18 protein-coding genes are annotated in these 22,198 nt (G+C 66.7%); 10 read left to right on the forward strand and 8 right to left on the reverse strand.

The window, feature by feature from the left end; all coding sequences use genetic code 11:
• Positions 1 to 10: 10 nt before the first annotated feature.
• Positions 11 to 997: a dTDP-glucose 4,6-dehydratase gene (gene rfbB / locus RCH12_RS02845; RefSeq protein WP_327015979.1), complete on the reverse strand. Its 987-nt coding sequence runs from the start codon at positions 995 to 997 to the stop codon at positions 11 to 13.
• Between the two features lie 76 nt (positions 998 to 1,073).
• On the opposite strand from rfbB, the gene RCH12_RS02850 reads away from it, so the two are divergent.
• Together RCH12_RS02850 and rfbA are read left to right on the forward strand one after the other, a co-directional pair.
• Positions 1,074 to 1,682 carry a dTDP-4-dehydrorhamnose 3,5-epimerase family protein gene (locus tag RCH12_RS02850; RefSeq protein ID WP_327015980.1) on the forward strand — a complete coding sequence of 203 codons (609 nt, stop codon included), beginning with the start codon at positions 1,074 to 1,076 and terminating at the stop codon, positions 1,680 to 1,682.
• A 3-nt stretch (positions 1,683 to 1,685) separates the two neighbouring features.
• Entirely contained in the window at positions 1,686 to 2,552 is an 867-nt protein-coding gene (rfbA, locus tag RCH12_RS02855) for a glucose-1-phosphate thymidylyltransferase RfbA (RefSeq protein WP_088455272.1), read from the forward strand.
• Between the two features lie 90 nt (positions 2,553 to 2,642).
• Here rfbA and RCH12_RS02860 read toward each other — a convergent pair whose 3' ends face one another.
• From RCH12_RS02860 to RCH12_RS02870, 3 genes are read right to left on the reverse strand one after another with little or no spacing between them, the layout of a single operon-like run.
• Positions 2,643 to 3,611 carry an NAD-dependent epimerase/dehydratase family protein gene (locus RCH12_RS02860; RefSeq protein WP_327015981.1) on the reverse strand — a complete coding sequence of 323 codons (969 nt, stop codon included), beginning with the start codon at positions 3,609 to 3,611 and terminating at the stop codon, positions 2,643 to 2,645.
• The gene (locus RCH12_RS02865) at positions 3,608 to 4,624 is read right to left on the reverse strand and encodes a glycosyltransferase (RefSeq protein ID WP_327015982.1); all 1,017 of its coding nucleotides are present in this window, start codon (positions 4,622 to 4,624) and stop codon (positions 3,608 to 3,610) included. Before RCH12_RS02865 ends, RCH12_RS02860 begins: the two co-directional genes overlap by 4 nt.
• A gap of 40 nt (positions 4,625 to 4,664) precedes the next feature.
• Positions 4,665 to 5,552 (reverse strand): glycosyltransferase family 2 protein, encoded by an 888-nt coding sequence (locus RCH12_RS02870; RefSeq protein WP_327015983.1) that lies wholly within the window; start codon positions 5,550 to 5,552, stop codon positions 4,665 to 4,667.
• Between the two features lie 199 nt (positions 5,553 to 5,751).
• Between RCH12_RS02870 and RCH12_RS02875 the strand changes: the two genes are divergently transcribed.
• The 7 genes from RCH12_RS02875 to RCH12_RS02905 all read left to right on the forward strand — a co-directional run bounded on the left by RCH12_RS02875 (position 5,752) and on the right by RCH12_RS02905 (position 14,919).
• A complete protein-coding gene (locus tag RCH12_RS02875) occupies positions 5,752 to 7,989 on the forward strand; it encodes a hypothetical protein (RefSeq protein WP_327015984.1) in 2,238 nt (745 codons plus the stop codon).
• Positions 7,986 to 8,957: a glycosyltransferase gene (locus tag RCH12_RS02880; protein ID WP_327015985.1), complete on the forward strand. Its 972-nt coding sequence runs from the start codon at positions 7,986 to 7,988 to the stop codon at positions 8,955 to 8,957. Before RCH12_RS02875 ends, RCH12_RS02880 begins: the two co-directional genes overlap by 4 nt.
• Positions 8,954 to 9,799, forward strand: a complete 846-nt coding sequence (locus tag RCH12_RS02885) for a glycosyltransferase (RefSeq protein ID WP_088455277.1) — start codon at positions 8,954 to 8,956, stop codon at positions 9,797 to 9,799. Before RCH12_RS02880 ends, RCH12_RS02885 begins: the two co-directional genes overlap by 4 nt.
• A gap of 47 nt (positions 9,800 to 9,846) precedes the next feature.
• Positions 9,847 to 11,013, forward strand: coding sequence for a UDP-galactopyranose mutase (glf, locus tag RCH12_RS02890; RefSeq protein WP_088455278.1), 1,167 nt, complete (start codon positions 9,847 to 9,849; stop codon positions 11,011 to 11,013).
• A gap of 29 nt (positions 11,014 to 11,042) precedes the next feature.
• On the forward strand, positions 11,043 to 12,266 hold the full coding sequence (locus tag RCH12_RS02895; protein ID WP_166789024.1) for an acyltransferase family protein: 1,224 nt from the start codon (positions 11,043 to 11,045) through the stop codon (positions 12,264 to 12,266).
• Positions 12,267 to 12,346: 80 nt separating this feature from the next.
• Positions 12,347 to 14,029 (forward strand): glycosyltransferase, encoded by a 1,683-nt coding sequence (locus RCH12_RS02900; RefSeq protein ID WP_088455280.1) that lies wholly within the window; start codon positions 12,347 to 12,349, stop codon positions 14,027 to 14,029.
• Positions 14,017 to 14,919, forward strand: a complete 903-nt coding sequence (locus tag RCH12_RS02905) for a glycosyltransferase family 2 protein (RefSeq protein ID WP_088455281.1) — start codon at positions 14,017 to 14,019, stop codon at positions 14,917 to 14,919. The genes RCH12_RS02900 and RCH12_RS02905 overlap by 13 nt, the downstream gene beginning before the upstream one ends.
• Positions 14,920 to 15,007: 88 nt before the next feature.
• Here RCH12_RS02905 and RCH12_RS02910 read toward each other — a convergent pair whose 3' ends face one another.
• From RCH12_RS02910 to RCH12_RS02925, 4 genes are read right to left on the reverse strand one after another with little or no spacing between them, the layout of a single operon-like run.
• Positions 15,008 to 17,245, reverse strand: coding sequence for a hypothetical protein (locus RCH12_RS02910; protein WP_327015986.1), 2,238 nt, complete (start codon positions 17,243 to 17,245; stop codon positions 15,008 to 15,010).
• Positions 17,245 to 18,528: a hypothetical protein gene (locus RCH12_RS02915; protein WP_327015987.1), complete on the reverse strand. Its 1,284-nt coding sequence runs from the start codon at positions 18,526 to 18,528 to the stop codon at positions 17,245 to 17,247. The genes RCH12_RS02910 and RCH12_RS02915 overlap by 1 nt, the downstream gene beginning before the upstream one ends.
• Positions 18,529 to 18,532: 4 nt before the next feature.
• Positions 18,533 to 19,282: an ABC transporter ATP-binding protein gene (locus RCH12_RS02920; protein ID WP_327015988.1), complete on the reverse strand. Its 750-nt coding sequence runs from the start codon at positions 19,280 to 19,282 to the stop codon at positions 18,533 to 18,535.
• The gene (locus RCH12_RS02925) at positions 19,266 to 20,135 is read right to left on the reverse strand and encodes an ABC transporter permease (RefSeq protein ID WP_174776281.1); all 870 of its coding nucleotides are present in this window, start codon (positions 20,133 to 20,135) and stop codon (positions 19,266 to 19,268) included. Before RCH12_RS02925 ends, RCH12_RS02920 begins: the two co-directional genes overlap by 17 nt.
• Positions 20,136 to 20,464: 329 nt before the next feature.
• Between RCH12_RS02925 and RCH12_RS02930 the strand changes: the two genes are divergently transcribed.
• Positions 20,465 to 22,192, forward strand: coding sequence for a hypothetical protein (locus RCH12_RS02930; protein ID WP_327015989.1), 1,728 nt, complete (start codon positions 20,465 to 20,467; stop codon positions 22,190 to 22,192).
• Positions 22,193 to 22,198 lie beyond the last annotated feature (6 nt).

The raw sequence follows: 22,198 nt of genomic DNA on the forward strand, positions 1-22,198 counted from the left end.
GTCAGCAGGCTCAGCTCAACGCCGCGCGGGCCTTGAGGGGTTCCCACCAGGAGCGGTTGTCGCGGTACCACTGCACCACGTCGGCCAGGCCCTTCTCGAAGGGCACCTCGGGGGAGTAGCCGAGTTCGGCCTGGATCTTGGAGATGTCCACGGAGTAGCGCAGGTCGTGGCCGAGACGGTCGGCGACCCGGTCCACGTAGGACCAGTCCTTGCCGGTGGCGTCCAGCAGCAGGTGAGTGAGCTCGACGTTGGTCAGCTCGGTACCGCCGCCGATGTTGTAGATCTCGCCGGCGCGGCCGGAGACCAGCACCATCGCGATGGCGCGGGTGTGGTCGTCCACGTGCAGCCAGTCACGGATGTTGTTGCCCTCGCCGTAGAGGGGAACGTGCAGGTCGTCGATGAGGTTGGTCACGAACAGCGGGATGACCTTCTCGGGGAAGTGGTACGGGCCGTAGTTGTTCGAGCACCGGGTGATCGACACGTTCAGGCCGTGGGTGCGGTGGTAGCTGCGGGCGAGCAGGTCGCTGCCGGCCTTCGACGCGGAGTACGGCGAGTTGGGCTCGAGGGCGCGCTCCTCGTTCCAGGAGCCTTCGGCGATGGAGCCGTAGACCTCGTCGGTGGACACGTGCACGAACCTGGGCAGGTTGTTGCGCAGTGCCGCGTCGAGCAGCTGTTGGGTGCCGAGCACGTTGGTCTCGACGAAGATCGAGGCGTCCCGCACGGAGCGGTCCACGTGGGATTCCGCGGCGAAGTGCACCACGGCGTCGAGGCCCGGGAACAGGGTGTCCAGCAGAGCGCCGTCGCGGATGTCGCCCTCGACGAAGGTGTAGCGGTCGGAATCGGCCACGGGGGCCAGGTTCTCCAGGTTGCCGGAGTAGGTGAGGGCGTCCAGGACGACGACTTCGGCGCCTTCCAGGCCCGGGTAAGCGTCCTGCAGGGTGCGACGAACAAAGTTCGAGCCGATGAACCCGGCTCCGCCGGTGACGAGGATCTTCATATATATACGTGACCATTCCGTTTGCGTAAAGGTGCCTCCGCGATTCTACTGGACCCGCCTTGCTAGGCTGGCAAACGTGCAGATTCGTGAACTCTCCGTCCCCGATTCCTACGAGGTGACCCCCAAGCAGTTCGGGGACGACCGGGGAGTCTTCCTCGAGTGGTACCGCTTCGACAAGTTGTCCGAGGCGGTCGGGCACCCGCTGGACCTGCGTCAGGCCAACACCAGCATGTCCAGCCGCGGCGTCGTGCGCGGCATCCACTTCGCCGACATCCCGCCGGGCCAGGCCAAGTACGTCACCGCCACGCACGGTGCGATCATCGACTTCATCGTCGACATCCGGGTCGGTTCGCCCACCTTCGGCCAGTGGGACTCCGTACTGCTGGACGACGTCGACCGTAAGGCCGTCTACATCTCCGAGGGCCTCGGCCACGCTTTCGTCGCCCTGACCGACAAGGCCACCGTGAGCTACCTGGTCTCCTCCACCTACACCGCCGGCGCCGAGCACGGGATCAACCCGCTCGATGACGAGATCGGCCTGATCTTCCCGTCCTCGGCCGGAGAGCTGCTGCTCTCCCCGAAAGACACCGACGCACCCAGCCTCGCCGAGGCCGCCGCGAGCGGACTGCTGCCCACCTGGGACGCCGCCCGCGCCTACTACCAGTCGCTCAACGAACGGAACTAGACCATGCGCGGAATCATTCTCGCCGGAGGCTCAGGAACCCGCCTCTGGCCGATCACCAAGGGCATCTCCAAGCAGTTGATGCCCATCTACGACAAGCCGATGATCTACTACCCCCTCTCGACGCTGATGATGGCCGGTATCCGCGAGGTGCTCATCATCACCACCCCCGAGTACAACGACCAGTTCAAGGCCCTCCTCGGCGACGGCAGCGAGCTCGGCCTCCGCCTCGAATACGCCGTGCAGCCCTCCCCGGACGGCCTCGCGCAGGCGTTCACCATCGGTGAGGACTTCATCGGCGATGACAGCGTCGCCCTGGTGCTGGGCGACAACATCTTCCACGGCGCCGGCCTGGGCTCGGCGCTCCGCAACAACGCCGACATCGACGGCGCCCTGATCTTCGCGTACCACGTGTCCAACCCCACCTCCTATGGAGTCGTGGAGTTCGACGACGACTTCACCGCCGTGTCGATCGAAGAGAAGCCGACCAAGCCCAAGAGCAACTACGCCGTGCCCGGACTGTACTTCTACGACAACTCCGTCGTCGAGATCGCCAAGTCCATCGAACCCAGCGCCCGCGGCGAGCTGGAGATCTCCACCGTCAACGAGCGCTACCTCAACCAGGGCAACCTGCACGTGCAGGTCCTGGACCGCGGCACCGCCTGGCTGGACACCGGCACCTTCGAATCGATGATGCAGGCCTCCGAATACGTGCGCGTCATCGAAGACCGCCAGGGCCACAAGATCGGCTGCATCGAAGAGATCGCCTGGCGCGCCGGCTGGATCGACGACGCCCAGCTGAGCCGTCTCGCCGCCCCGCTCGCCAAGAGCGGTTACGGCGTCTACCTGAACGGGCTGCTCAAGACCGACTAACAGCCGGCCGAATCACTGCTAAAGGCCCCATGGAGGAGTTCCATGGGGCCTTTTGCGGGATCTGGACGATGGCGCCGCCTGGGCGGGGTGTCAGCCGCCGGACTGGATGTGGGCGAGCACGTCGTCCATGGTGGCCTTGATCCCCGCGGGCAGACTGGTCAGCTGCCGCCGGTCCAGGTCGGGCCACACCGTCGAGGTGATACGCAGATCCAGGCCCTGCATCGAGGCCTCGGCCGAGTAGCCCAGCATCACGTTCGGCTGGCCCTTGGCGAGGCTGCGGATCTGGCCGAGCAGGTTGCTGATCGTCACGGCCTGACCCGAGGCGAGGTTCTTGATCACCTCGGTGCGTCCGGTGGCGGCGGTGACCTCGAGCAGCCTGGCGACGCAGTCCACGACGAGTTCGGCGCAGTCACGCACGAAAATGTAGTCCCGCATGGTCTCCAGCGGCACGAAGATCGACGCCGGCTTGGGTGAGAACTGGGCCTTGGCCAGGTGCGAGATCAGGCCCTGCATCTTGCCCAGCTTCTGGCCGGGCCCGTACAGGTTCGCGATCCGGCCGGCGAGCACCGAGACCCCGCTGGCCCGGGAGAAGGCGAACAGGCTCGCCTCGGCGTCGAGCTTGAACCGTCCGTAGCCCGAGATCGGCACCGGTGCGCTGTGCTCGTTGAACGGCGGATGCGCCGAACCGCCGTACACGCCGCCGGCCGAGGACGCGTAGAACACGGCGCCGGCGCCGGAGGTGCCCTGGTGCGCGGCGGCGGTGCCGACGGCGTCGAGCACCAGGCGCAGCTGACGCAGTTCCCGCTCGATCGCAGCCGGGGGTGTGGAGGTGACGGCGTTTCCGGCGAGCCAGAGCACCGCCCAGTTCGTGCGCTCGGTTGCGGCGGTCTCGAGCAGCCGGGCGGCGGTCGCCGCGGCGGCGGCGGCCAGGGCGTCGTCATCGGCCCACGGCAGCGGTTCTGCATTCAGCAGCACCCAGCCGGGGCGACGGCTGATCGCGGCGGCCGTGGCGCCGCCGAGCAGGCCGCGGGCCCCGATCACCCAGACGTAGGTGGTCACTTGGCCGCTTTGCGCGTCCGCCCGAGAGGCCCATCCGCCGGGTCGGTCGTGATGAGGTACGGCGGCTTGCCCATGGCCATGTTCACGTTGATGCCGATGTACTCGGCGATGATGCCCAGGGAGAACAGGATGAACCCGGCGCTCAGCAGCACCAGGACGCTCAGCGACGCCCAGCCCTGGATGGCGATGTCGCCGGCGAGGCGCTGGATGAAGATGACGACAGCGAAGATCACACCGATCACGGCAAAGATCACGCCGAGGCCGCTGACGATCCGCAGCCCCCTCGTGCCGGTGGTGAGGATCATGCGCCAGAAGTGCGAGAACAGTCGTCGGGCCGAATAGCCGGAGCTGCGTTCGCCTTCCTCGCGCAGTTCGACCGGGGAGGTCGTGACGCGGGAGGCGACCCAGCCGATGGCGACGTCGAGGTAGACCCCGGAGCCGGCGTAGGCGGCGACGCTGCGCCCGATGTTGCCCAGCATCAGCCGATAGCTCTGGTAGTCGGCGGCCGCGCCGGTGCCGGACAGCTTGGTGAGCAGGTATTTCGCGGTCTTCGAGGCGGCGTTGCGCACGGGTCCGTGCGGGGCCGGGTTGGTCGGCTTGGCGTAGACGACGCTGGCCTGCTCGCGCATGGCGGTGTCGAGCATCCCGCCGATGGCGCGGGGGTCGTGCTGGCCGTCCTCGTCGAGGGTGACGATCCAGTCGCCGCCGGAGGACGCCATGCCGGCGAGGGTCGCCGCGTGCTGGCCGAAGTTCTTGCTCAGCCAGATGCCGCGGGCGAACGGGAACCTGTCGGTGATGCTGCGGATGATCGACGCCGAGTCGTCCGGACCGTGGTCGAAGACCAGCAGGACCTCTTCGACCTGGAAGCTGTAGCCATCGGGGGTGATGCTCAGCCGGGTGAGCGGTTCGATCTCCTCGAGAACGCCGGTGAGGGTACGTTCTCCCTGATAGACGGGGATGACGATCGAGATGCTGTGGTCGGCGACGTCGGGTTCTGCAGAGGGGAGTGTCACGGGTTCAGAACCTATCACACGGGCCGTTTCGTCGGCCGGGTCAGTTGGCTGCGGCATCCGTCGTCACCGCCTTGGACATGCGCCGGCCGAGCCAGATGTAGGCGAGCCGGCGCACCTGGGCCATCACCCTGGCGCGGGTGTTGCCGATCCGCCGGTCGGTGCTGGACACGACGTCGGGGCGGGTCTTGGCCATCCAGTTGTGGAAGCCGATAGCCTGCTCGGCTTGCTCGGCGACCAGGCGCACGCTCCACTGGCTGTCGGAGATGCGGAAGCCGGCCAGGCTGCCGGGTACGCCGACGAACTTTCCTTCGAGCAGGACCATCGAATAGGAGGTCTCGTCGATCAGGTACGGCCAGCGCGAGTCCCACCAGCCCACCTTCTCCAGAACGCTCCGGCGCATCATCACGCAGCCGGGTTCGCCGAAGATGTTGGTGCCCTGGGTGATGGTCTTCCGCACGGCGACGGCGCCGTCGTGCACACCGATCAGGCCGGCCAGGCCACGGTTCTTCAGCACCGGTGCGCCGTTGGCGTCGACGATGTCACGCGGGGAGGCGGTCAGCACGGCGCCGGGCTCGTTCATGAGCGCGGCAACCTGCTGGGCGACGATGGTGGGGTAGAGCAGGTCGTCGCCGCAGACGAGTTTGATCAGCTCGCCGGTGGCCGCCTGGCTCACCCGGTTCCAGTTGCGCAGGGCCCCGCCGCCACCCTCGGTGTGCAGCAGGGTGACGCGAGGGTCGGCGCTGTAACGCTGCATGACGGCCCAGGTGTCGTCGGTGGACGCGTGGTCGGAGACGATCACCTCGAGGTTGGTATACGTCTGGCCGAGCACGCTCTTCATGGTCTCGTCGAGGTAGTCCGCGTTGTTGTAGGCGGGGATGACGATCGAGACGAGAGGCTGATCATCAGGGAACGTCGCATCGTGTGTCATAAGTTAAGTGTGACTCGCATCCTTCGTAGTGCTGAGCCTTCACGATACCGGGTGGTCCTGAGCGACCTCTGTCCCCGCGCGGGGCGACCCTAAGCGAGAATGGGGAGGCGGTTCGCTCAGAGCGGGCCGGCAATCACCCCTGCGGGCGCGCACAGTGACGACCGTCACATCCTGATCAGGGCGAGAAAAGGGCAAACTGTTGCTGAAGTCGAGATTCGTATGGCCCGCCATTGTGGTCGTCGCCGTACTGGTCGGGGCTGCCCTGCCGTTGCTGGTCAACCGCGGCTACTACTTCATCGACGACACCCAGTCGGGTGCCTTCGGGCAGTGGTACGAGATCGGCACCCGCATTCTCGAGGGCAACTGGTCGCTGATCAACCCCCTGGTCTGGCAGTCCGGCAACTATCTCGCCGAGGGCGCGTGGGGGATCTTCAGCCCGGTCCTCTGGCTGATCGGCATCTGGTCGCACTGGGCGGGCAACGCCCTGATCTTCTCCACTGTCGTCAAGGTCCTCTGCCTGGTCGCGGGTTCGCTGGGCGCGTACCTGCTGGCCCGCACCTTCCAAGCCGGCCGCGGCTGGGCGGCGGCCGTCGCCGTCGCGCTGCCGTTCACCGGCGTGACCTTCTACCTGGATGCGACCACCTGGGTCAACGGTCTGCTGGCCTGGAGCATGTGGGCTCTGGCCTGGGCGCTGACTCGGCGGGCCGTGTTCTCGGCCAAGTCGCCCACCCTGGCGTTGCTGGCCTGCATCGGCACCGTCGGTATCGGCTACGTGCACGCCACCATCTTCCTGGCCGTGGCCCTGGCCGCCACGATTGCCGAGGCGTTCATCGCCCGGCACCGGGCATCCATCGTGCGCGCTTTCCTGATCGCCACCGGCGCCGGACTGTTCGCCGTCATCGTGCACCTGCCGGGGCTCCTGACCGCGGGAACGTCCGGGCGCACCAAGGGCGTCGTGAACACCGGGCTCCTGACGGTGGACCTGAGCGGCCTGGTGGCGGCGAACACGCCCGTCGGGATCCCGCAGGTCGGGTTCTTCGGTGCCTTCTTCCCGTCGGCGCCGCTGGTCTATATAAGTTGGATGCTCCCGCTGTTCGCGTTCGTCGCGTGGAAGCGGTTGATGCCGGTGTTGGCCACCCGGCTGAGCGTGGTGATCTTCTTCGGCGTCGCGCTGATCGGTGTGCTGCTGCCCAGCGATGTCGGGCCGCTCCGTATTCCGTTGCGGATGATGCCCTACCTGGCGATCGCGGTGCTCCTGATCCTGGCTATCGGGCTGTCCCTGGCCAGGGTCGAGGTGATCTCCCGCCGGCGCTTCCTGGCCGCCTGCGCGTACACCCTTTTCGGCGCCATGCTGACGGTGTTCCAGGGTCCGCAGTACGCCGGGGTGGTGGCCCTGGCCACCCTCGCTGTTCTGGTCGTGCTCTGGGTGTTCTACCGGATCACCTCTCCCGGCGGGCTGCCGGGACTCTCCGCACCGTTGCGGGACCGGGCACGCGCCTCACGCGTCTGGCTCCTCCCAGCCCTGGCGGTGATCGTGACCCTCGGCGTGATCTACCCCCAGCACATCGTGCACACCAGTGGTCCGCTGCTGAACTACCAGGTGCCGAGCTCGGTGCAGAGCTATCGGGACCTGCTCACCGACGCCGAGGGAGATGTCCTCGTGGTCGGTGGACCGCAGAACGGTGCGATCCAGCCGGGCGACTGGGCTGAAACCACGGTGGCCAACCTCTGGTACATCCCGGATGCCCCGGTGCAGAACGCCTACACCTCGGTCTTCTACCCCGGCTACGGCGATGCGCTCTGCATGGCCTATCAGGGTGTCACCTGCGCGGACCTGCTACCGAAGCTGTTCACGGCGGGCACCGACACCGGCCAGAATCTCGTCGACGACCTGGGCGTCAGCTCGGTCCTGATCGTGAAGAGTTCGGTTCCGGAAGAGCTCTGGGCCGAGACGCCCGACGGCTGGCACGTGGCCCAGGACACCGAACTGACCCGGCTGATCGTGCGGGACACCCCGGTGCCTGGCGCCGGCAGTGTGGTCTGGAGCTCTGACGACACCGAGGTGACGGTGCTCCACGAGGACGACATGGGGGTTTCCTTCCGTGTCGACGCCGTCGGCGACGACGGCGGCCAGGTCGCCCTGAGCCGAATTTCATGGCCGGGCTACGAGGTCGACGGTGGAACCGTGTCGGACGAACTCGTCAATGGTTTCCTGATGGGCATCGACATTCCCGCCGATGCCACCGGTGACGTCGTGACGGTGTCCTTCCGGGCACCGGGCTGGCCGGTCCAGATCCTCTCCGGCGTTCTGCTGGTTGTGCTCCTGCTCGGCTGGGGAATGTTCAGGCTGTGGGGACGAGACCGGGCCGGATCACAGCCGGCGCGACCGAACTGGGTCAGGGAACTCCGCGAACCACTGAAAGTTGAGAAGTCATGACGAAGACGCCCGCCGAGAAGGTCGTGGTCGTGGTCGTGGCCTTCAACCGTCGCGACCTGCTCCTGGAAAGCCTGGCCGCCCTGGCCGGTCAAACCCGCCGGCCCGATGAAATCCTGGTGATCGACAACGCCTCCACCGACGGCACTGCAGAGGCCGTCCGCTCGGCGCATCCCGAGGTGACCCTGGTGGTGCTCGACCGGAACACCGGCGGGGCCGGCGGCTTCACCGCCGGCCTGGCCGAGGCCGTCGGGCCGCTCGGCGCGGACCTGGTCTGGTTGATGGACGACGACACCGTGCCCACCGAGACCGCACTCGCCGAGCTCCTGACAGCGCGCGCGCACGCTCCGGCGTCCACCAGGATCCTCGCGTCGACGGTGCACTGGACCGACGGCCGGGAACACCCGATGAACATGCCACGGGCACGGCCGTTCGCCGCGCGCCGATCCCTGGAGCGCGCCCGCGAGTTCGACTGCTACCCGGTCCGGTCGGCGTCGTTCGTGTCGGTCATGATCGACGCGCGCGCGGTCGCCGAGCACGGTCTGCCGGTTGCCGGGTACTTCCTCTGGAACGATGACTTCGAGTACACCGCCCGGATCCTGCGCGGGTCGACGGGATACCTCAGCCGACGCAGCATCGTGGTGCACAAGACCAAGGTCTTCGGCTCGACGAACATCGACCCCGGGCCCCGGTTCCGGCTGGAGGTGCGCAACAAGTTGTGGCTGCTGCGCCTCTCGCCGGCACTGTCCCCCTTCGAGCGGGTGCTCTACGCCGGAGCGACGGCCCGCAGTTGGATCAGTACTTTCGTGCATTCCGCAGACCGGGCCACGCTCCGGCACGGCCTCCGGGAGGGCCTGCGTGAAGGCCTCACCACCCGACCGGCCACGAACGCCCAGGTGCTGGCCGGGTTCGGCCGGGTGAGCGAGTCCGTCCAGGCGGCGGAGGCCGGTCCGGCCAGGGCCTCGTCGTGACGAGCCCCGGACTGCCCTTCTCCCTGCTGCTGCCCGTCTACCTGGGGGACCGACCCGAGTACTTCACCCGGGCGTTCTCCAGCGCCGTCACCGACCAGACCCGTCGCCCGACCGAGGTGGTTCTGGTACGGGACGGCCCGATCAGCCCGGCACTGGCCGAGGCCATCAGCACGGCCATCGACGCCTCCCCGGTGGAGGTTCGCCGGGTCGACCTGGACGTCAACGTGGGTCTGGCCGTCGCGCTGACCCGCGGGCTGGCCGCCTGCCGGTTCGACGTGGTCGCCCGAATGGATGCCGACGACATCTCGCTGCCGGAACGATTCGCCCGGCAGCTGCCCGCCATCGAAGCGGGCTGCGACCTGGTCGGAACGGGCATGCTCGAATTCAACGAGCTCGACAAGATCCTCGGCCGCCGGGTTCCGCCGGTCGGGCAGGCCGAAATCAGCCGTCAGGCCAGATTCCGCGACCCGTTCAACCACCCCACCGTGGTGTATCGCAAGTCGGCGGTCGAGGCCTCAGGCGGCTACCGCCATCTTCCGCTGATGGAGGACTACTGGTTGTTCGCGCGAATGATCATGGCCGGCGCCACCGTGCGCAACCTGCCCGAACCGCTGGTCATGTACAGGGTCGACTCCGGTGCATACAACCGGCGAGGTGGCCTGTCCCTGTTCCGCAGCGAGCTGGCCCTGCAGCGCCGACTGCTGGCGGACGGGTTCGTCACGCCCGGCCAGTTCCTCCGCAACGTGATCGTGCGCGGCGGGTATCGCTTCGTTCCGGTCGTCATCCGACGAGCCGTGTATCGCCGAATGGCCGTGAGCAAGCACACAGACACGCCCCAGTAGGATCGAAGTTTGGTCGAACTGGCCGGCTGTAAGTGAGGATGGGTGTTATGAACGTTGACCTTGTGGTTGTCGGAGCCGGTTTCTTCGGCCTCACTGTGGCAGAGCGCTGCGCCAACGAATTGGGATTGCGGGTTGTCGTCATCGACAAGCGCGACCACATCGGTGGCAACGCATACAGCTCGGTCGAGCCCGAGACCGGAATCGAGGTGCATCGCTACGGCGCCCACCTCTTCCACACCTCGAACAAGGTGGTCTGGGACTACGTCAACAGGTTCACGTCCTTCACGGCCTACCGGCACCGGGTGTACACCACCCACAAGGGTGAGGTCTTCCCGCTGCCGATCAACCTCGGCACCATCAACCAGTTCTTCCACAGCGCTTACTCGCCCACCGAGGCCCGCGCGCTGATCAGCGAACAGGCCGCGGAGGGCGAGCTCGCCACGGTGAGCAACCTCGAGGACAAGGCCGTCGCCCTGATCGGCCGTCCCCTCTACGAGGCGTTCATCAGGGACTACACCGCCAAGCAGTGGCAGACCGACCCGCGGGAGCTGCCCGCAGAGGTCATCAGCCGCCTGCCCGTGCGGTACAACTACGACAACCGGTACTTCAGCGACACCTATGAGGGACTGCCCGTCGACGGGTACACGGCCTGGATCGAACGCATGGCCGATCACCCCAACATCGAGGTGCGGCTGTCCACGGACTTCTTCGACCTCGACCAGGAAATCAACATCCGCGACACCGTCGGCACGGTCCCCGTCGTCTACACCGGTCCCGTCGACAGGTACTTCGACTACTCGGAGGGGCCGCTGTCCTGGCGCACCCTGGACTTCGAGGAAGAAGTCATCCAGACCGGTGACTACCAGGGCACACCGGTGATGAACTACGCGGACACCGACGTCGCGTACACCCGCATCCACGAGTTCAAGCACTTCCACCCCGAGCGGGACTACCCGAACGACAAGACCGTGATCATGCGGGAGTTCTCGCGCTTCGCCGAGGAAGCCGACGAGCCCTACTACCCCGTGAACACCGCTGCAGACCGCGAACGCCTGCTGCGCTACCGGGAGCGCATCGCCGAGCAGCCCAACGTGATCTTCGGCGGCCGACTGGGCACCTACCAGTACCTCGACATGCACATGGCGATCGGTGCCGCACTGTCCACCTTCGAGAACAAGCTCCGTCCGCTTTTCGCGACGGACGCCACGGCCTGACCCGGTCGTGGGCCACACGGAAGGCTGACGTGTCCGGAACCTCCCTCGCCGACACTCCGGTCGGCGCCGCCCCCATCAGGCAGATCCATGCCCTGACCGGTGTGCGGATCCTTGCCGCCCTCTGGGTGGTGCTGTTCCACATCCGGTTCAGCATCGCCGCAGAGTTCCCCGCGGTGTACGCCGCCTTCGCTCCGATCATCACCCACGGCGACTACGGCGTCGACCTCTTCTTCATCCTCAGCGGTTACGTCATCACGCTGAACTACGGGCGCAAGATGGGTGGCTCCCTCGACCGTAAGGCGAGCGTCAAGTTCTGGTGGGCCCGGCTGTCGCGCATCTGGCCGGCGTACTTCGTCATGCTGGCCTTCGTGTCGGTCTGGCACGGCAGCTTCCTGATCTTCGGCGCCACCGACCCCGTCGCGCCGCGTGACTTCAGCGTGTGGAGCTTCCTGCGCCAGTCGACCCTGGTCGTGCAGTGGACCGAAGCCGACTTCAACCGGCTGACCTGGAACGGCGCCGCCTGGTCGGTGTCGGTCGAAGCCCTGGCCTACCTGCTGTTCCCGATCCTCGCCCTGCTGTTGTTCCGCCTGTCGCGGGTGCTCGGAACCCGCGGCCTCGGCATCCTCGCTGTCGTCACGGTGATGCCGGTGGTGCTCTTCGCCCTCGCCCTCGGATCGTTGTACGCCCCCTGGATGTGGCTGATCCGCATCCTCTGCGAGTTCGTGGCCGGCGGGTTGCTTTTCTACGCTCTCGAACGGGTGCAGAACCGGCCCGGTGCTCAGCGCATCGCCAACTGGCTGGCACCCGCACTGATCGTGGTGGTGCTGATCGTGGCCTACCTGCTCAACGGCAGGGTCAACGAGCGGTGGGGAGTGCTCGTGGTCCCCGCGTTGCTGGTCTTCGTCGGTGCGATCGTGGTGGGCCGCAAGGGCCTGATGAGTCTCCTCGGGCACCGCTGGCTCGTGATCGGCGGCATGGCGTCGTACAGCGTCTATCTTGTGCACATGCCGCTGATCGAAATTGTCTGGACGGCCCAGGAGAGGCTCCCATTCCTGGCGCAAGGTACACTTGCTAGCAAGATCCTCATCTTCCTGGTCCCCGCGCTTGCCACGATCTTCGGCTTCGCCCTGTGGAAGTGGGTCGAGGAACCGGCCCGCCGCGCCATGCGACGCATGTCCCTCCAGAACATCCCCGAACGCGCCGTTGACGACGTGCCCATCAAACAGGCCGGCATCGAGGCACCACGTGCTTGATCCGGTCGGCTGCGGGAGTCGACGGTGCCACCGGGCATCGACTCCTGCCAGCCAAGCGAAGTGAAAGTACCCTCTTCACCATGTCTGACCTTCTCTCGACGGCCTTCGGTCGTCCCGCACTGTTCACCGCCGACCTCTCAGCCCCGGCGGCGGAGAAGCTCGGGTCTGCGCTGACCGAGCGGCAGCTGGCGCTGCTGGTCTCCGCGACCAACTTCCACGCCCTCGACAATCCGGGCGCACGCCTGCGCATCGTGGTGCACATCAACCGCCCGGGCCTCGGGGCGCACCTGACGGATGCCGGCACCCGGCACGAGAAGGTCACCGCCGAAGCGACCAGAGTGGCCGAGTTCACCATCGTGAGCACCGTGGCCGGCTCGCCGCACCCGCACTACACCCATACCCGCAAGAGCTGGCTGACCGACCCGGAAACGGGGGTTCGCAACATCGTGATCGACGCCGAGCGCGAACCCGGATCCACCGCGACCGTCGGGCGGGCCAGCCTGTACTGGCGGCTGCGCGGCGGCATCGAACGGCGGTACCCGTTCGAGTACGACCGGCTGCGGCAGTGGCTGCTGCGCGGACGTGAGTCCTCGCTGAACTCCACCGTCGTGGCGCGCCGCGTTGTCGACCTGACCGGCGTGCCGACCGGCGGCACCGCGACCGACCTGGAACCCGCCGTCATCATCGGCCTGCACTGGCTCGAGCTGGGCGGTGCAGAGCGCTGGGCAATGGAGTCCATCGCGCTCGCCCGCAACAGCGGGCTGCGACCCATCGTCATCACCGATGTGCCCTCGACGCACCCGTGGATCACCAAGGCCGAGTTGGACGGTGCCATCGTTCTCACACTGACGCACCCGGTCAACCAGCCAGAGCACTCAGAACCGGTGCTCGAGGCCCTCGCCACGAACTTCGACATCCGTGGCGCATTCGTGCACCACAGCCGGTGGCTCTACGACCGGTTGCCGTGGCTGCGCAACCGCATCCCGGGGCTGCACGTGGCCACCACCCATCACATCCTCGAATACAACGGCGGTGGCTACCCGGCAATCGGCGCGGCCCTGGACGAGTTCATCGACGTGCACCACGTGATCTCGCCGCAGCTGCAGGACTGGTTCGTTCGGGTGCAGGGCGTGGACCCGGCGAAGGTGGCGCTGGCGCCCCTGATCGGTCTCACCACAACGGGGTCGGTCGCCGAGGTGGCGCGTGCGCGCGTCGATGAGTCGGTGCTGACTCTGGGCTTCATCGGCCGCTTCGCGGCGCAGAAGCGTCCCTACCTGTTCACCAAGTTGGTCAGGGAGCTTCAGGACGTCGAGGGGCTGACCATCCGGGTGGTGATCCAGGGTGGCGGCGAACTCGAGCAGTTCGTCCGGCGGGACATCGACAGCCACAAGCTGTCCGGCCTGGTCGAATGGGTGGACGAGGGATCTCCGGTCAGCAATACCCTCGCCCGGATCGACTGCCTCGTCCTGAGCTCGCAGAACGAAGGACTCACCCTCACCACGCTGGAGGCCTTGGCAGCGGGTGTGCCCGTGATCTCCACCGACGTCGGCTCCCAGCGCACCGTCATCGTGCCCGACGCCCTGGTGTCCCGCGACCCCGGCCTGTTCCTGACCGAGGCGAGCGAAATCGTCACCCGGATGGCCGGCTCAGAGGATTATCGAACAGACGTCTGGCGTCGAGAAGTCGCCCTGGCCCAGGAATTCACCGAGTATGAAAGCGCCCACGATTGGGCCGGAAAGCTGTTCGAGTTATGGATCAAGTAAGCGCCGTCGTCGTCACCTTCAACAGGCTCGCGAAGCTCAAGACGGTGATCGCCTCCATCGAAGCCCAGACCTTCGCGCCCACCCGCCTCATCATCGTGGACAACGCGTCGACCGACGGCACCGCGGAATACCTCGGTCAGCTGACGACCAGCATCCCGCTCGAGGTGATGTCCCTGCCCACGAACACCGGTGGGGCCGGCGGATTCTCGGCGGGCATGGAGCGCGGCTATCAGCTCGGCGCCGATTTCGTCTGGATCATGGACGACGACTGCTACCCGCAGCCCGACGCCCTCGAGAAGCTGCGTGACGGCTTCGTCGCCGCCGTCGCCGAGCTCGGCCCCGAGGTGCCGTTCTCCTGCTCGCTGGTCAACTACATCGACGGCGCCATCTGCGAGATGAACAACCCTGAACCCACCTGGGACTGGGCCAGGCTCGTGTCCAAGGGTCAGCGTTCGGTGACGGTGAAGAGCTGTTCCTTCGTGTCGGTGCTCATTCCCCGTTGGGTGATCGAGAAGCACGGCCTGCCGTACTCCGAGTACTTCATCTGGTTCGACGACCACGAGTACACCCTGCGCATCACCCGAGCCTGCCCGGGTGTGCAGGTCCTCGACAGCGTTGTCGTGCACGACATGGGCGACAACAAGGGCGTCAACTTCGGCTTGATCGATGACGCCAATGCGTGGAAATTCGCCTACGGCATCCGCAACGAGGCGTCCTTCAGGCTGCACCACCAGAGTCTCTTCGCTTACCTGTACCTGTGCGCCCGGGTGGCCCTGATGATGCGGCGGGGCCGGGTCGCCGGCAAGCTGCAGCGCCGGATGTACGGTCGCCTGCTGGCCGGAATCCGGTTCAACCCGGCCGTCGTGTTCCCCCGGACGTCGCCTCAGTAGGTCTGACGCGTTCGTCGCACGGTCCGCAATGCACAGACGAGAGCCCCGGCTGGATATCCAGCCGGGGCTCTCGTGAGCCTGCGTGGGGCTAGGCGGCGGCAGTGGAGCGGCGGCGCAGTCGGCCGACCGAAACGAGTAGCGTCCAGATCAGGATGCCCGCCAGCGCGGTCAACCAGGCGGTCACCTCGATGGCCCAGCCCGGCGGCTGGAATGTGACGGTGACGACCTCGCCGACCGACGACTGCGGAATATCCACCCCAAGGAGGAAACCGTCCACAGGCGCCGTGCTGAGCGTGGCGTTCTCGGCCGAGTATCCGGGCCAAGCCAAGCGGCTCAGGGCCACCGTGCCCCCGTCAGCGGGCGCTGAGAGCACCTTCATGGTGACGGAGGTGTCCGTCTGGGACAGGGTCTCGACGCTGGTGCCGTCGCTGCTCCACACCACGTCACCGGTGGAACCGACGGGTTCGTCCCGGCTCCAGACCACGGTCAGTCCGGTGTCGCGCTCGATGCTCCACCCGGCGGGGGGTGTGCGCCATTCGTCGTCGTCGTCGTCGAACGCGGCCTTGAGAATCTGGATGTTGTCGATCGAGAGCTGGTCCACCAGGAGCAGCCCCGTCGCCTCGCGCGGCTCGAAGAGGGTGATGAGCAGTTCGGGGCAGGTGCCGCCCAGGTATTGCAGGCAGAGCGCCGAGTTGTACGCGGCGAACCCGATGAGCTGGTAGCGGTTCTGCACCTGGGCCGGGCTGAGGTACCACATGTTGGCCATCAGCGTCTCCCGCCAGACCGCGGGGTCGGCCCCGTAGATGAGGGGGTCGCCCACTACGATCACGTCGCCTTCGATACCTTCGAGCACGCCCTTGGCGATGCTCGTGTCGGCGGGCACGTTGTTCATCGACAGTGGGCTTGAGCGCGTGTCGTAGTGCTGGGCAGCCGTCAGCACCAGGCTGACGGCGACGGCGACGGCGGCCACGGTCGGCCAGACCGAGCTGTGTTCGGGGCGCCGGCGCATCAACCACCAGATTGCGCCGAGACCGAGGATGGCCACCAGGCCGCTGAAGATGAGGGCGAGATAGTGCGGCGGAAGTTGGGCCCAGGACAGGTAGACCGCGGCAATGATCACGGCGGCGGCGCCGAAGATCCGGTTGCGGCCCGGCCGGGGCACGCCAGCCCGGCTGAGGGCGACCACGGTGAGGACAATCAGGGTGAGGGCGAAGTACGGCATGAAGCGCACCGGATAGCGCAGCGGCCCGATCACGGTCGGCAGGAGCACGTAGAGCAGGGACAGGCTCATCACGATGGTCAGGTCCCGCACCTGTGCGCGGTTCTGCAGGGCCTTGCGCCAATCGACGAAGAACAGCACCGGCAGGAACCAGGCGATGTAGACCACCGGGCTGGTCGCGGTGGGCCCGGACCACCACCAGGAACTCACCTGCGGGTAGCCCGTGGCGATGGTGGAGCTGAAGATGCCGCCCAGGTCCACGCTCATCATGCCGTCGTTGCCGACGATGTTCACGGCACGGTTGGTGACCGACCCCGTCAGCGCGCCGGGCAGGAAGACCGTGACGGCCACGAGCACCAGCGCGACGCCGACGCCGACGACGCGCATGGCTTTGGCCCAGTGCCGGCGGATGAGGCAGTCGACGCCGACGGCGAGAAGCACGAAGCCGATGGCGAAGACACCCTGCACGTAGCCGACGGTGACGATGAGATAGCCGACCAGGAAGGCGGGCAGCGGGTTCGCCGAACGCTGGGTGAGCCGCCGCAGCGCGACCCAGAAGTAGGGAATCAGCGCCCAGACCAGCAGACCGGTGACCCAGGATGGGGCGTCGAAGTAGATGGTGAAACCGTTGAGGGTGACGGCGAAACCCGCCACGTAGGCCAGTGGCGGAGCGGCACGGTAGGACCGGGCCAGCAGGTACACGCCGCAGCCCGCGATGATCAGGAGCAGCACCTTCAGAACTGTCATGAACAGCACCGCGTTGGTGCCGAGGTACGCGCCGACGCCGATGAGCATGATCAGCGGGTTCCAGGTGCCCCACTGACCCTCTGCCAGGTAGTTGCCGCTTGACCATACCGACGGGTTGAGGACCGGGAGTTTTCCGGCCAGGAGGTTCTGTCCGATGTGGTACCAGACGCCGAAGGCGCCGTTCTCCGAGTCGTCCTGGAAATAGAACCGTCGGTTCCAGATGAGGGGAACCAGTGCGAGCACACCGACGGTCAGAGCGGTCAGCGCCAGCCACTTGAGATCGGCGAGCCTGTGCGGGCCGGTGCGGTTCATGGCGGAGGTGTCTTTCGTCGAGGTGGTCGGCAGGGGAGGGACTGACATCAGTCAGTGACCAGCGCGTCGGGGGCGACGGGTGCGGCTTCGCCGTTCCGTGCGACGGCGAGATACACGCCGTGCAGGAGAACACCGGCGGCCGGTCCGACGAGCAGCGCGAGCATGGTGCGCTCGAGGAAATCGACGGGCAGCAGCAGGCAGACCACGGTGGTGAGGGCGGCGACGACCCAGCCGGCGGTGAAGGCGCTGTGCGCGTTGCGGGAGAGCACCGCGGGAGCGCTCACGCACAGCGCACCGACGAGCGCGGAGGAGGCCACGAAGGTTGCGATGACCCAGTCCTCTGGCACGCTTTGGCCGGGGAAGAGGAAGGCGAACACGGCGGGACCGGCCAGGAAGCCGAGGACGGCCAGGACGGCGCCCAGACCCAGGACCAGGGCCTCGAGCTGCAGCAGCGATCGCCAGAACCGGTCCAGTCGACCGCGGAAAAAGACGATGAGGAAGCTCTGCAGGGCCATCCCCACGACGATCAGCGGAGCCCGGGTCAGGGTGGCCGCGAGAATGACGAGGCCGAGTTCGGCGGCGGGCACCGCCGGTGAGGTGAGACTGAGCACGAGCGGGAACCCGCTGACCATCAGGCCCATCGACGCGGCGGCGACGATGGTGCGCACGACGTTCCAGGTGAGAGCAGGCAGCGCGACGTCCAGCTGGGTCTTGCCGACGACGCGGGACCTGGCGAAGGGCCAGATGGCCAGCACGGTGACGGGGAACGGGATGGCGACAGCCCACGCGAGCGGGACTGAACCGGGCAGGAAGGCCAGCGCGATCCCGATCAGCACCAGCCGCAGCACGCCTTCGACGACGATCAGGCCGAAGAGGGCCTTCCAGTGGCCGATGCCGTAGAGCGACCCGGCCAGCACCGCGAGGGGCACATAGGAGGCGGCGCCGACCGCCAACGGCACGACCAGCGACCAGCCGTCGGTGGGGAAGACCTGAGCCTGCCAGAGCGGGGCGGTGCCCAGCACGAGCGCCAGGACGACCAGGAACGCGGCCACAGCGAAGACGCCTGCTCGGTTGCGGTAGCTGGTGTTGCCGGTGTCGCGCGGATGCGTCGCCCTGGTGACCTCCTGTTGGATGCCCGAGAGCGCCGCGGCGACGAGGAAGATGAACGACCAGAACACGGCGAACACGGCGTACGGGCCGACGCCGATCACGGCGGGCACCAGCCAGGTGATGACGTACCCCGCGATGCCCACGATTCCGGTGGCCGCGACGATGAGGATGAAGCCAGAGGACTTCTGGTCTGCTTCCTCGTCGGCGCTCTGGGCCGTCACAGCGTTACGCACCGTTCCCTTGCATCGAGGCGACAGCGTCGTTGACCGCGCCGTCGAAGCAGACCTTGCCGTCGCGCAGCACGATTCCCCGCTTGCAGACCTGGGTGACCATATCGACATCGTGGCTCACCACGAGCATGGTTTTACCCTGATCGGTGAGCTCCTGGATCTTCTTCTTGCACTTCTCGCGGAAAGGGGCGTCACCGACGGCCAGGACCTCGTCGACCAGCAGGATGTCCAGTTCGGTGTGGATCGCCACGGAGAACGCCAGCCTGACGAACATGCCCGACGAATAGTGCTTGACCTCGGTGTCGATGAACTCGCCGATCTCGGAGAATTCGACGATGTCGTTGAACCGGCGGTCGATCTCGTCCTTGTTCATGCCGAGAATCGCGGCGTTCAGGTACACGTTCTCCCGGCCGGAGAGATCGGGGTGGAACCCGGCACCGACCTCGATCAAGCCGGCGACCCGCCCGCGGGTGAGGATCCGGCCGGAGTCGGGTCGCATCACCCCGGAGATGAGCTTGAGCAGGGTGGACTTTCCGGAGCCGTTGTAGCCCAGCAGGGCCACGGATTCGCCCTCCTGAACGGTGAAACCGATGTCGGAAAGCGCGGAGAAACTTGTCGTCGTCTTCTTCTTCTGAAGCTTGGCGATGAACGATTCCTTGAACGAGTGGGTGTGCCGAAGGATGAAGGTCTTGTCGACGCCGTCGATGATGATGCGCGGCAGGGCCAGATCAGAGGTTCTGGGCAAAGTGCCCCTCCAGACGCTTGAAGACGAGTTGCCCGATAGCAAGGATGATGAGCGAAATCAGCAGGCCGATCAGGCTGAACGCGGCCAGGTGCGGCGGCTGGGGCAGGGAGCCCGTTGTGGTGCTGAACCAGAAGCCGGCGTGGAACAACTCAACTGCGGAGGTGAGCGGGTTGGAGAGGTAGAGGTTGAAGACCCAGGGTGAGACCTTGTCGGCGACCATCGTCCACGCGTACAGCACCGGGGAGGTCCAGGTCGCGAAGAGGAGGATCAGTTCGACGAGGTTCTGCGCGTCGCGGAACGCCACGTTGATGGCCCCGAAGAACAGTCCGAGACCGATGGCCAGGGTGACGACGATGAGCATGCCGAGGATGATGCTCGCGATGCCGACCAGGGTGGGTACCCAGCCCGCGAACAGGCAGACGACGACCAGGATCAAGACCTGCGGAAGGAAATGCACGAAGGCGACGATCACGGCAGAGATCGGGAACAGTTCCCGGGGCAGATAGATCTTCTGCACCAGGGCGGTGTTGTCGACGATCGACCTGGTCGCGTTGCCGAAGGCCTCGCCGAACAGGTTGATCGCGATCATGCCGGAGAAGAGATAGATCGGGAAGTTGTCGATCCCCTTGTTCAGGCCGAGGAAGAACCCGAAGACCAGGTAGAACACCAGGAACTGGGCGGCGGGCTTGACGTACGACCACACCCAACCGAGAACCGAGCCGTGATAGCGGGTGAGGGTGCCCTTCCGGATCAGCAGCCGCAGAAGGTATCGGTATGACAGGGCGTCGATGATTCCGCGGCTGTGGCCGGGGACCGTGAACTCGCTCAGGTCAGCAGGAAATTTTTGACTCACTCGAACTGGTTCCGATCACTTGACTGCGTCAGGGACTGTGTGCTCTCTCCCGCGCGGGGCGGCCGGAGAGCTCGCAAGATTGTAGCTGCACTTGTTCAGCGGATGGTGCGGGCGGCGGGCCTGGTGAGCCGGAGCGCATCCGCGGATTCGTGAAATGCCAGCTTAGACTTCTCAGTCCCCGCTCCTGAAATCCCGTTATAGGGGGAAGCGCGGATCTCGATCGCCCACTAAGTTCACCGGCACAGCCTCACACGTGGCACCGGAAGGGCGAACCAGTGGACTCAGAGCGGTCGGCGAGGACATCCGTACGCGGGTGGCTGGCGCGTGGCGTGAGTGTTCTGGTGGCGGTGGCCGTGTTCGCGGCCACGCAGGCCGGCATGTACCTGGCGAATCCGGGCTGGTCGATCAACCGGTTTCGCGCCTTCTTCGAGCACGATCAACTGGGCTACCTGGCAATCGTCACGAACTTTTCCGAGGGGCAGTTCCAGGACGTCGAGCCGGACACCGAGACCGGGTCGAACACGTACCCGCGGGCGTACTACGAGTTCGCGGGACTGGTCGCGCGGGCGTTCGGGCTGACGCCGATCACCGCGTGGAACATCACCGGCCTGGCGGCCCAGCTGGTGCTGGTCGCCGTGCTCGCCACGGTGCTCATTACGGCCGGAAACCGGTGGTGGATGGGCCTCTTGGCCCCGATTCCGTTCCTGCTGGGAACCTTCGCAGCGTTCCAGGGCGACGGCTGGTACACCGAATTGGCGTCCCATGCCGTGCTCTGGGGTCCGTTCGCGGTGCTGCATCCTCTCAACGGTGAAGCCGTCTCCCTGTCGATTGCGGGGATGGTGCTGCTCAGTCTCGGCTGGCTCTGGTGGCGGCCGCACGGACAGCGCGTGCGCCTGTTCGGCACCATCGGTCTCAGCCTGGTGATCGGTCTGCTCGCAAACGTGCAGACCTACTCCTTCATCGCCGCGGTGTATTTCCTTGCCGGGGTCCTCGCCGTGCTGGCCATCGTCAGCGGGCGCTGGCTGATCCTCGCTGTCCTGAGCATCGGCCTGATCCCGGTGCTCTTCGTGTGGGGTCCTCGGGTCGCCGCCGAGTTCGGCCAGCTGCCCGCCCTCGTGTTCGGACTGCTGCCGATGGCGCCCGGATTGGGGGTACTGATTGTGCGGACGAGGGGGGTCGTCGCGCTGTTTTTCGGTGCCGCGGCGCTCGGGGCCTCGCCGCAGATCGCCGCGACGGTCGGCGGGCTGGCCGCCGGTGACCCGTTCCTGGTGTACAGGGTTGCGTCGAATTCCCAGCTCGGGGTGCCGGCAGCAGCGGGCCTGCTGGGCGGCACCGTTCTGATCGTGCCGCTGGTCGGGATCGCGATCGCGGGCCTGATCCGGCGGCGACCCGAATGGGCCGCCTACGCGCTGGGCGGCGCGACGGCCTGGTTGCTGCTGGCGTCGAACGACCTGTGGGGCGCCAACGCGGAACCGTACCGGCTGTGGATCGATATGTTCTTCCTCATTGCCGCCACCATCCTTCCGGTGCTGGTGCTGGTGGCGAGGGACCTTCGGGCCTTATCGGTGGGTCGGTGGGTGGGCCTGGCCGGGTTCGCGGTGGTGACCGTGCTGGCGTTCCTGTCGATGGGGGACTTCGTCCGCTTCGCCGGCTCGTTCCAGGCCAGGGCTCTCCTGGACACGGACTCGGACCGGTACCGGGTTGCGGCCGGCCTCGCGAGGGAATCGGCTTCGGAGAGTCCGGGGACGCTGCTCATCGTGGGCCCGTGCCTGGATCCGCGGGTCGTGAAGGTCACCGCGGGGGTCCCCATCGCGTACTTCCACTACGGGATGGCGTGGCCGGAGGATTTCGGCGCGGTCAACGCCATCGTCGCCGCGGGAGGAGCCCTCGACCCGGTGGCGGCCCGGCAGGCGAGCTCGACCCTGGTACTGACCGATGGGCGCTGCTCGAATGATTGGGCCGCACGGTACGCCGACATCCTGGTGCCGCAGTCGAGCGGGTCCTATGTCGCATCAGACGGTACGACCGCCACGCTGACCATCTCCACCATCCGCTGACCGGTG

The organism is Cryobacterium sp. MP_3.1, assembly GCF_035984795.1.
In the GTDB taxonomy this organism is placed as follows: domain Bacteria; phylum Actinomycetota; class Actinomycetes; order Actinomycetales; family Microbacteriaceae; genus Cryobacterium; species Cryobacterium zongtaii.

What these genes read in the sequence shown, in the direction of transcription:
- rfbB (WP_327015979.1), bottom strand. Translation starts at nt 997, where the DNA reads ATGAAGATCCTCGTCACCGGCGGAGCCGGGTTCATCGGCTCGAACTTT.
- rfbA (WP_088455272.1), top strand. Translation starts at nt 1,686, where the DNA reads ATGCGCGGAATCATTCTCGCCGGAGGCTCAGGAACCCGCCTCTGGCCG.
- RCH12_RS02900 (WP_088455280.1), top strand. Translation starts at nt 12,347, where the DNA reads ATGTCTGACCTTCTCTCGACGGCCTTCGGTCGTCCCGCACTGTTCACC.
- RCH12_RS02905 (WP_088455281.1), top strand. Translation starts at nt 14,017, where the DNA reads ATGGATCAAGTAAGCGCCGTCGTCGTCACCTTCAACAGGCTCGCGAAG.
- RCH12_RS02870 (WP_327015983.1), bottom strand. Translation starts at nt 5,552, where the DNA reads ATGACACACGATGCGACGTTCCCTGATGATCAGCCTCTCGTCTCGATC.
- RCH12_RS02880 (WP_327015985.1), top strand. Translation starts at nt 7,986, where the DNA reads ATGACGAAGACGCCCGCCGAGAAGGTCGTGGTCGTGGTCGTGGCCTTC.
- glf (WP_088455278.1), top strand. Translation starts at nt 9,847, where the DNA reads ATGAACGTTGACCTTGTGGTTGTCGGAGCCGGTTTCTTCGGCCTCACT.
- RCH12_RS02910 (WP_327015986.1), bottom strand. Translation starts at nt 17,245, where the DNA reads ATGTCAGTCCCTCCCCTGCCGACCACCTCGACGAAAGACACCTCCGCC.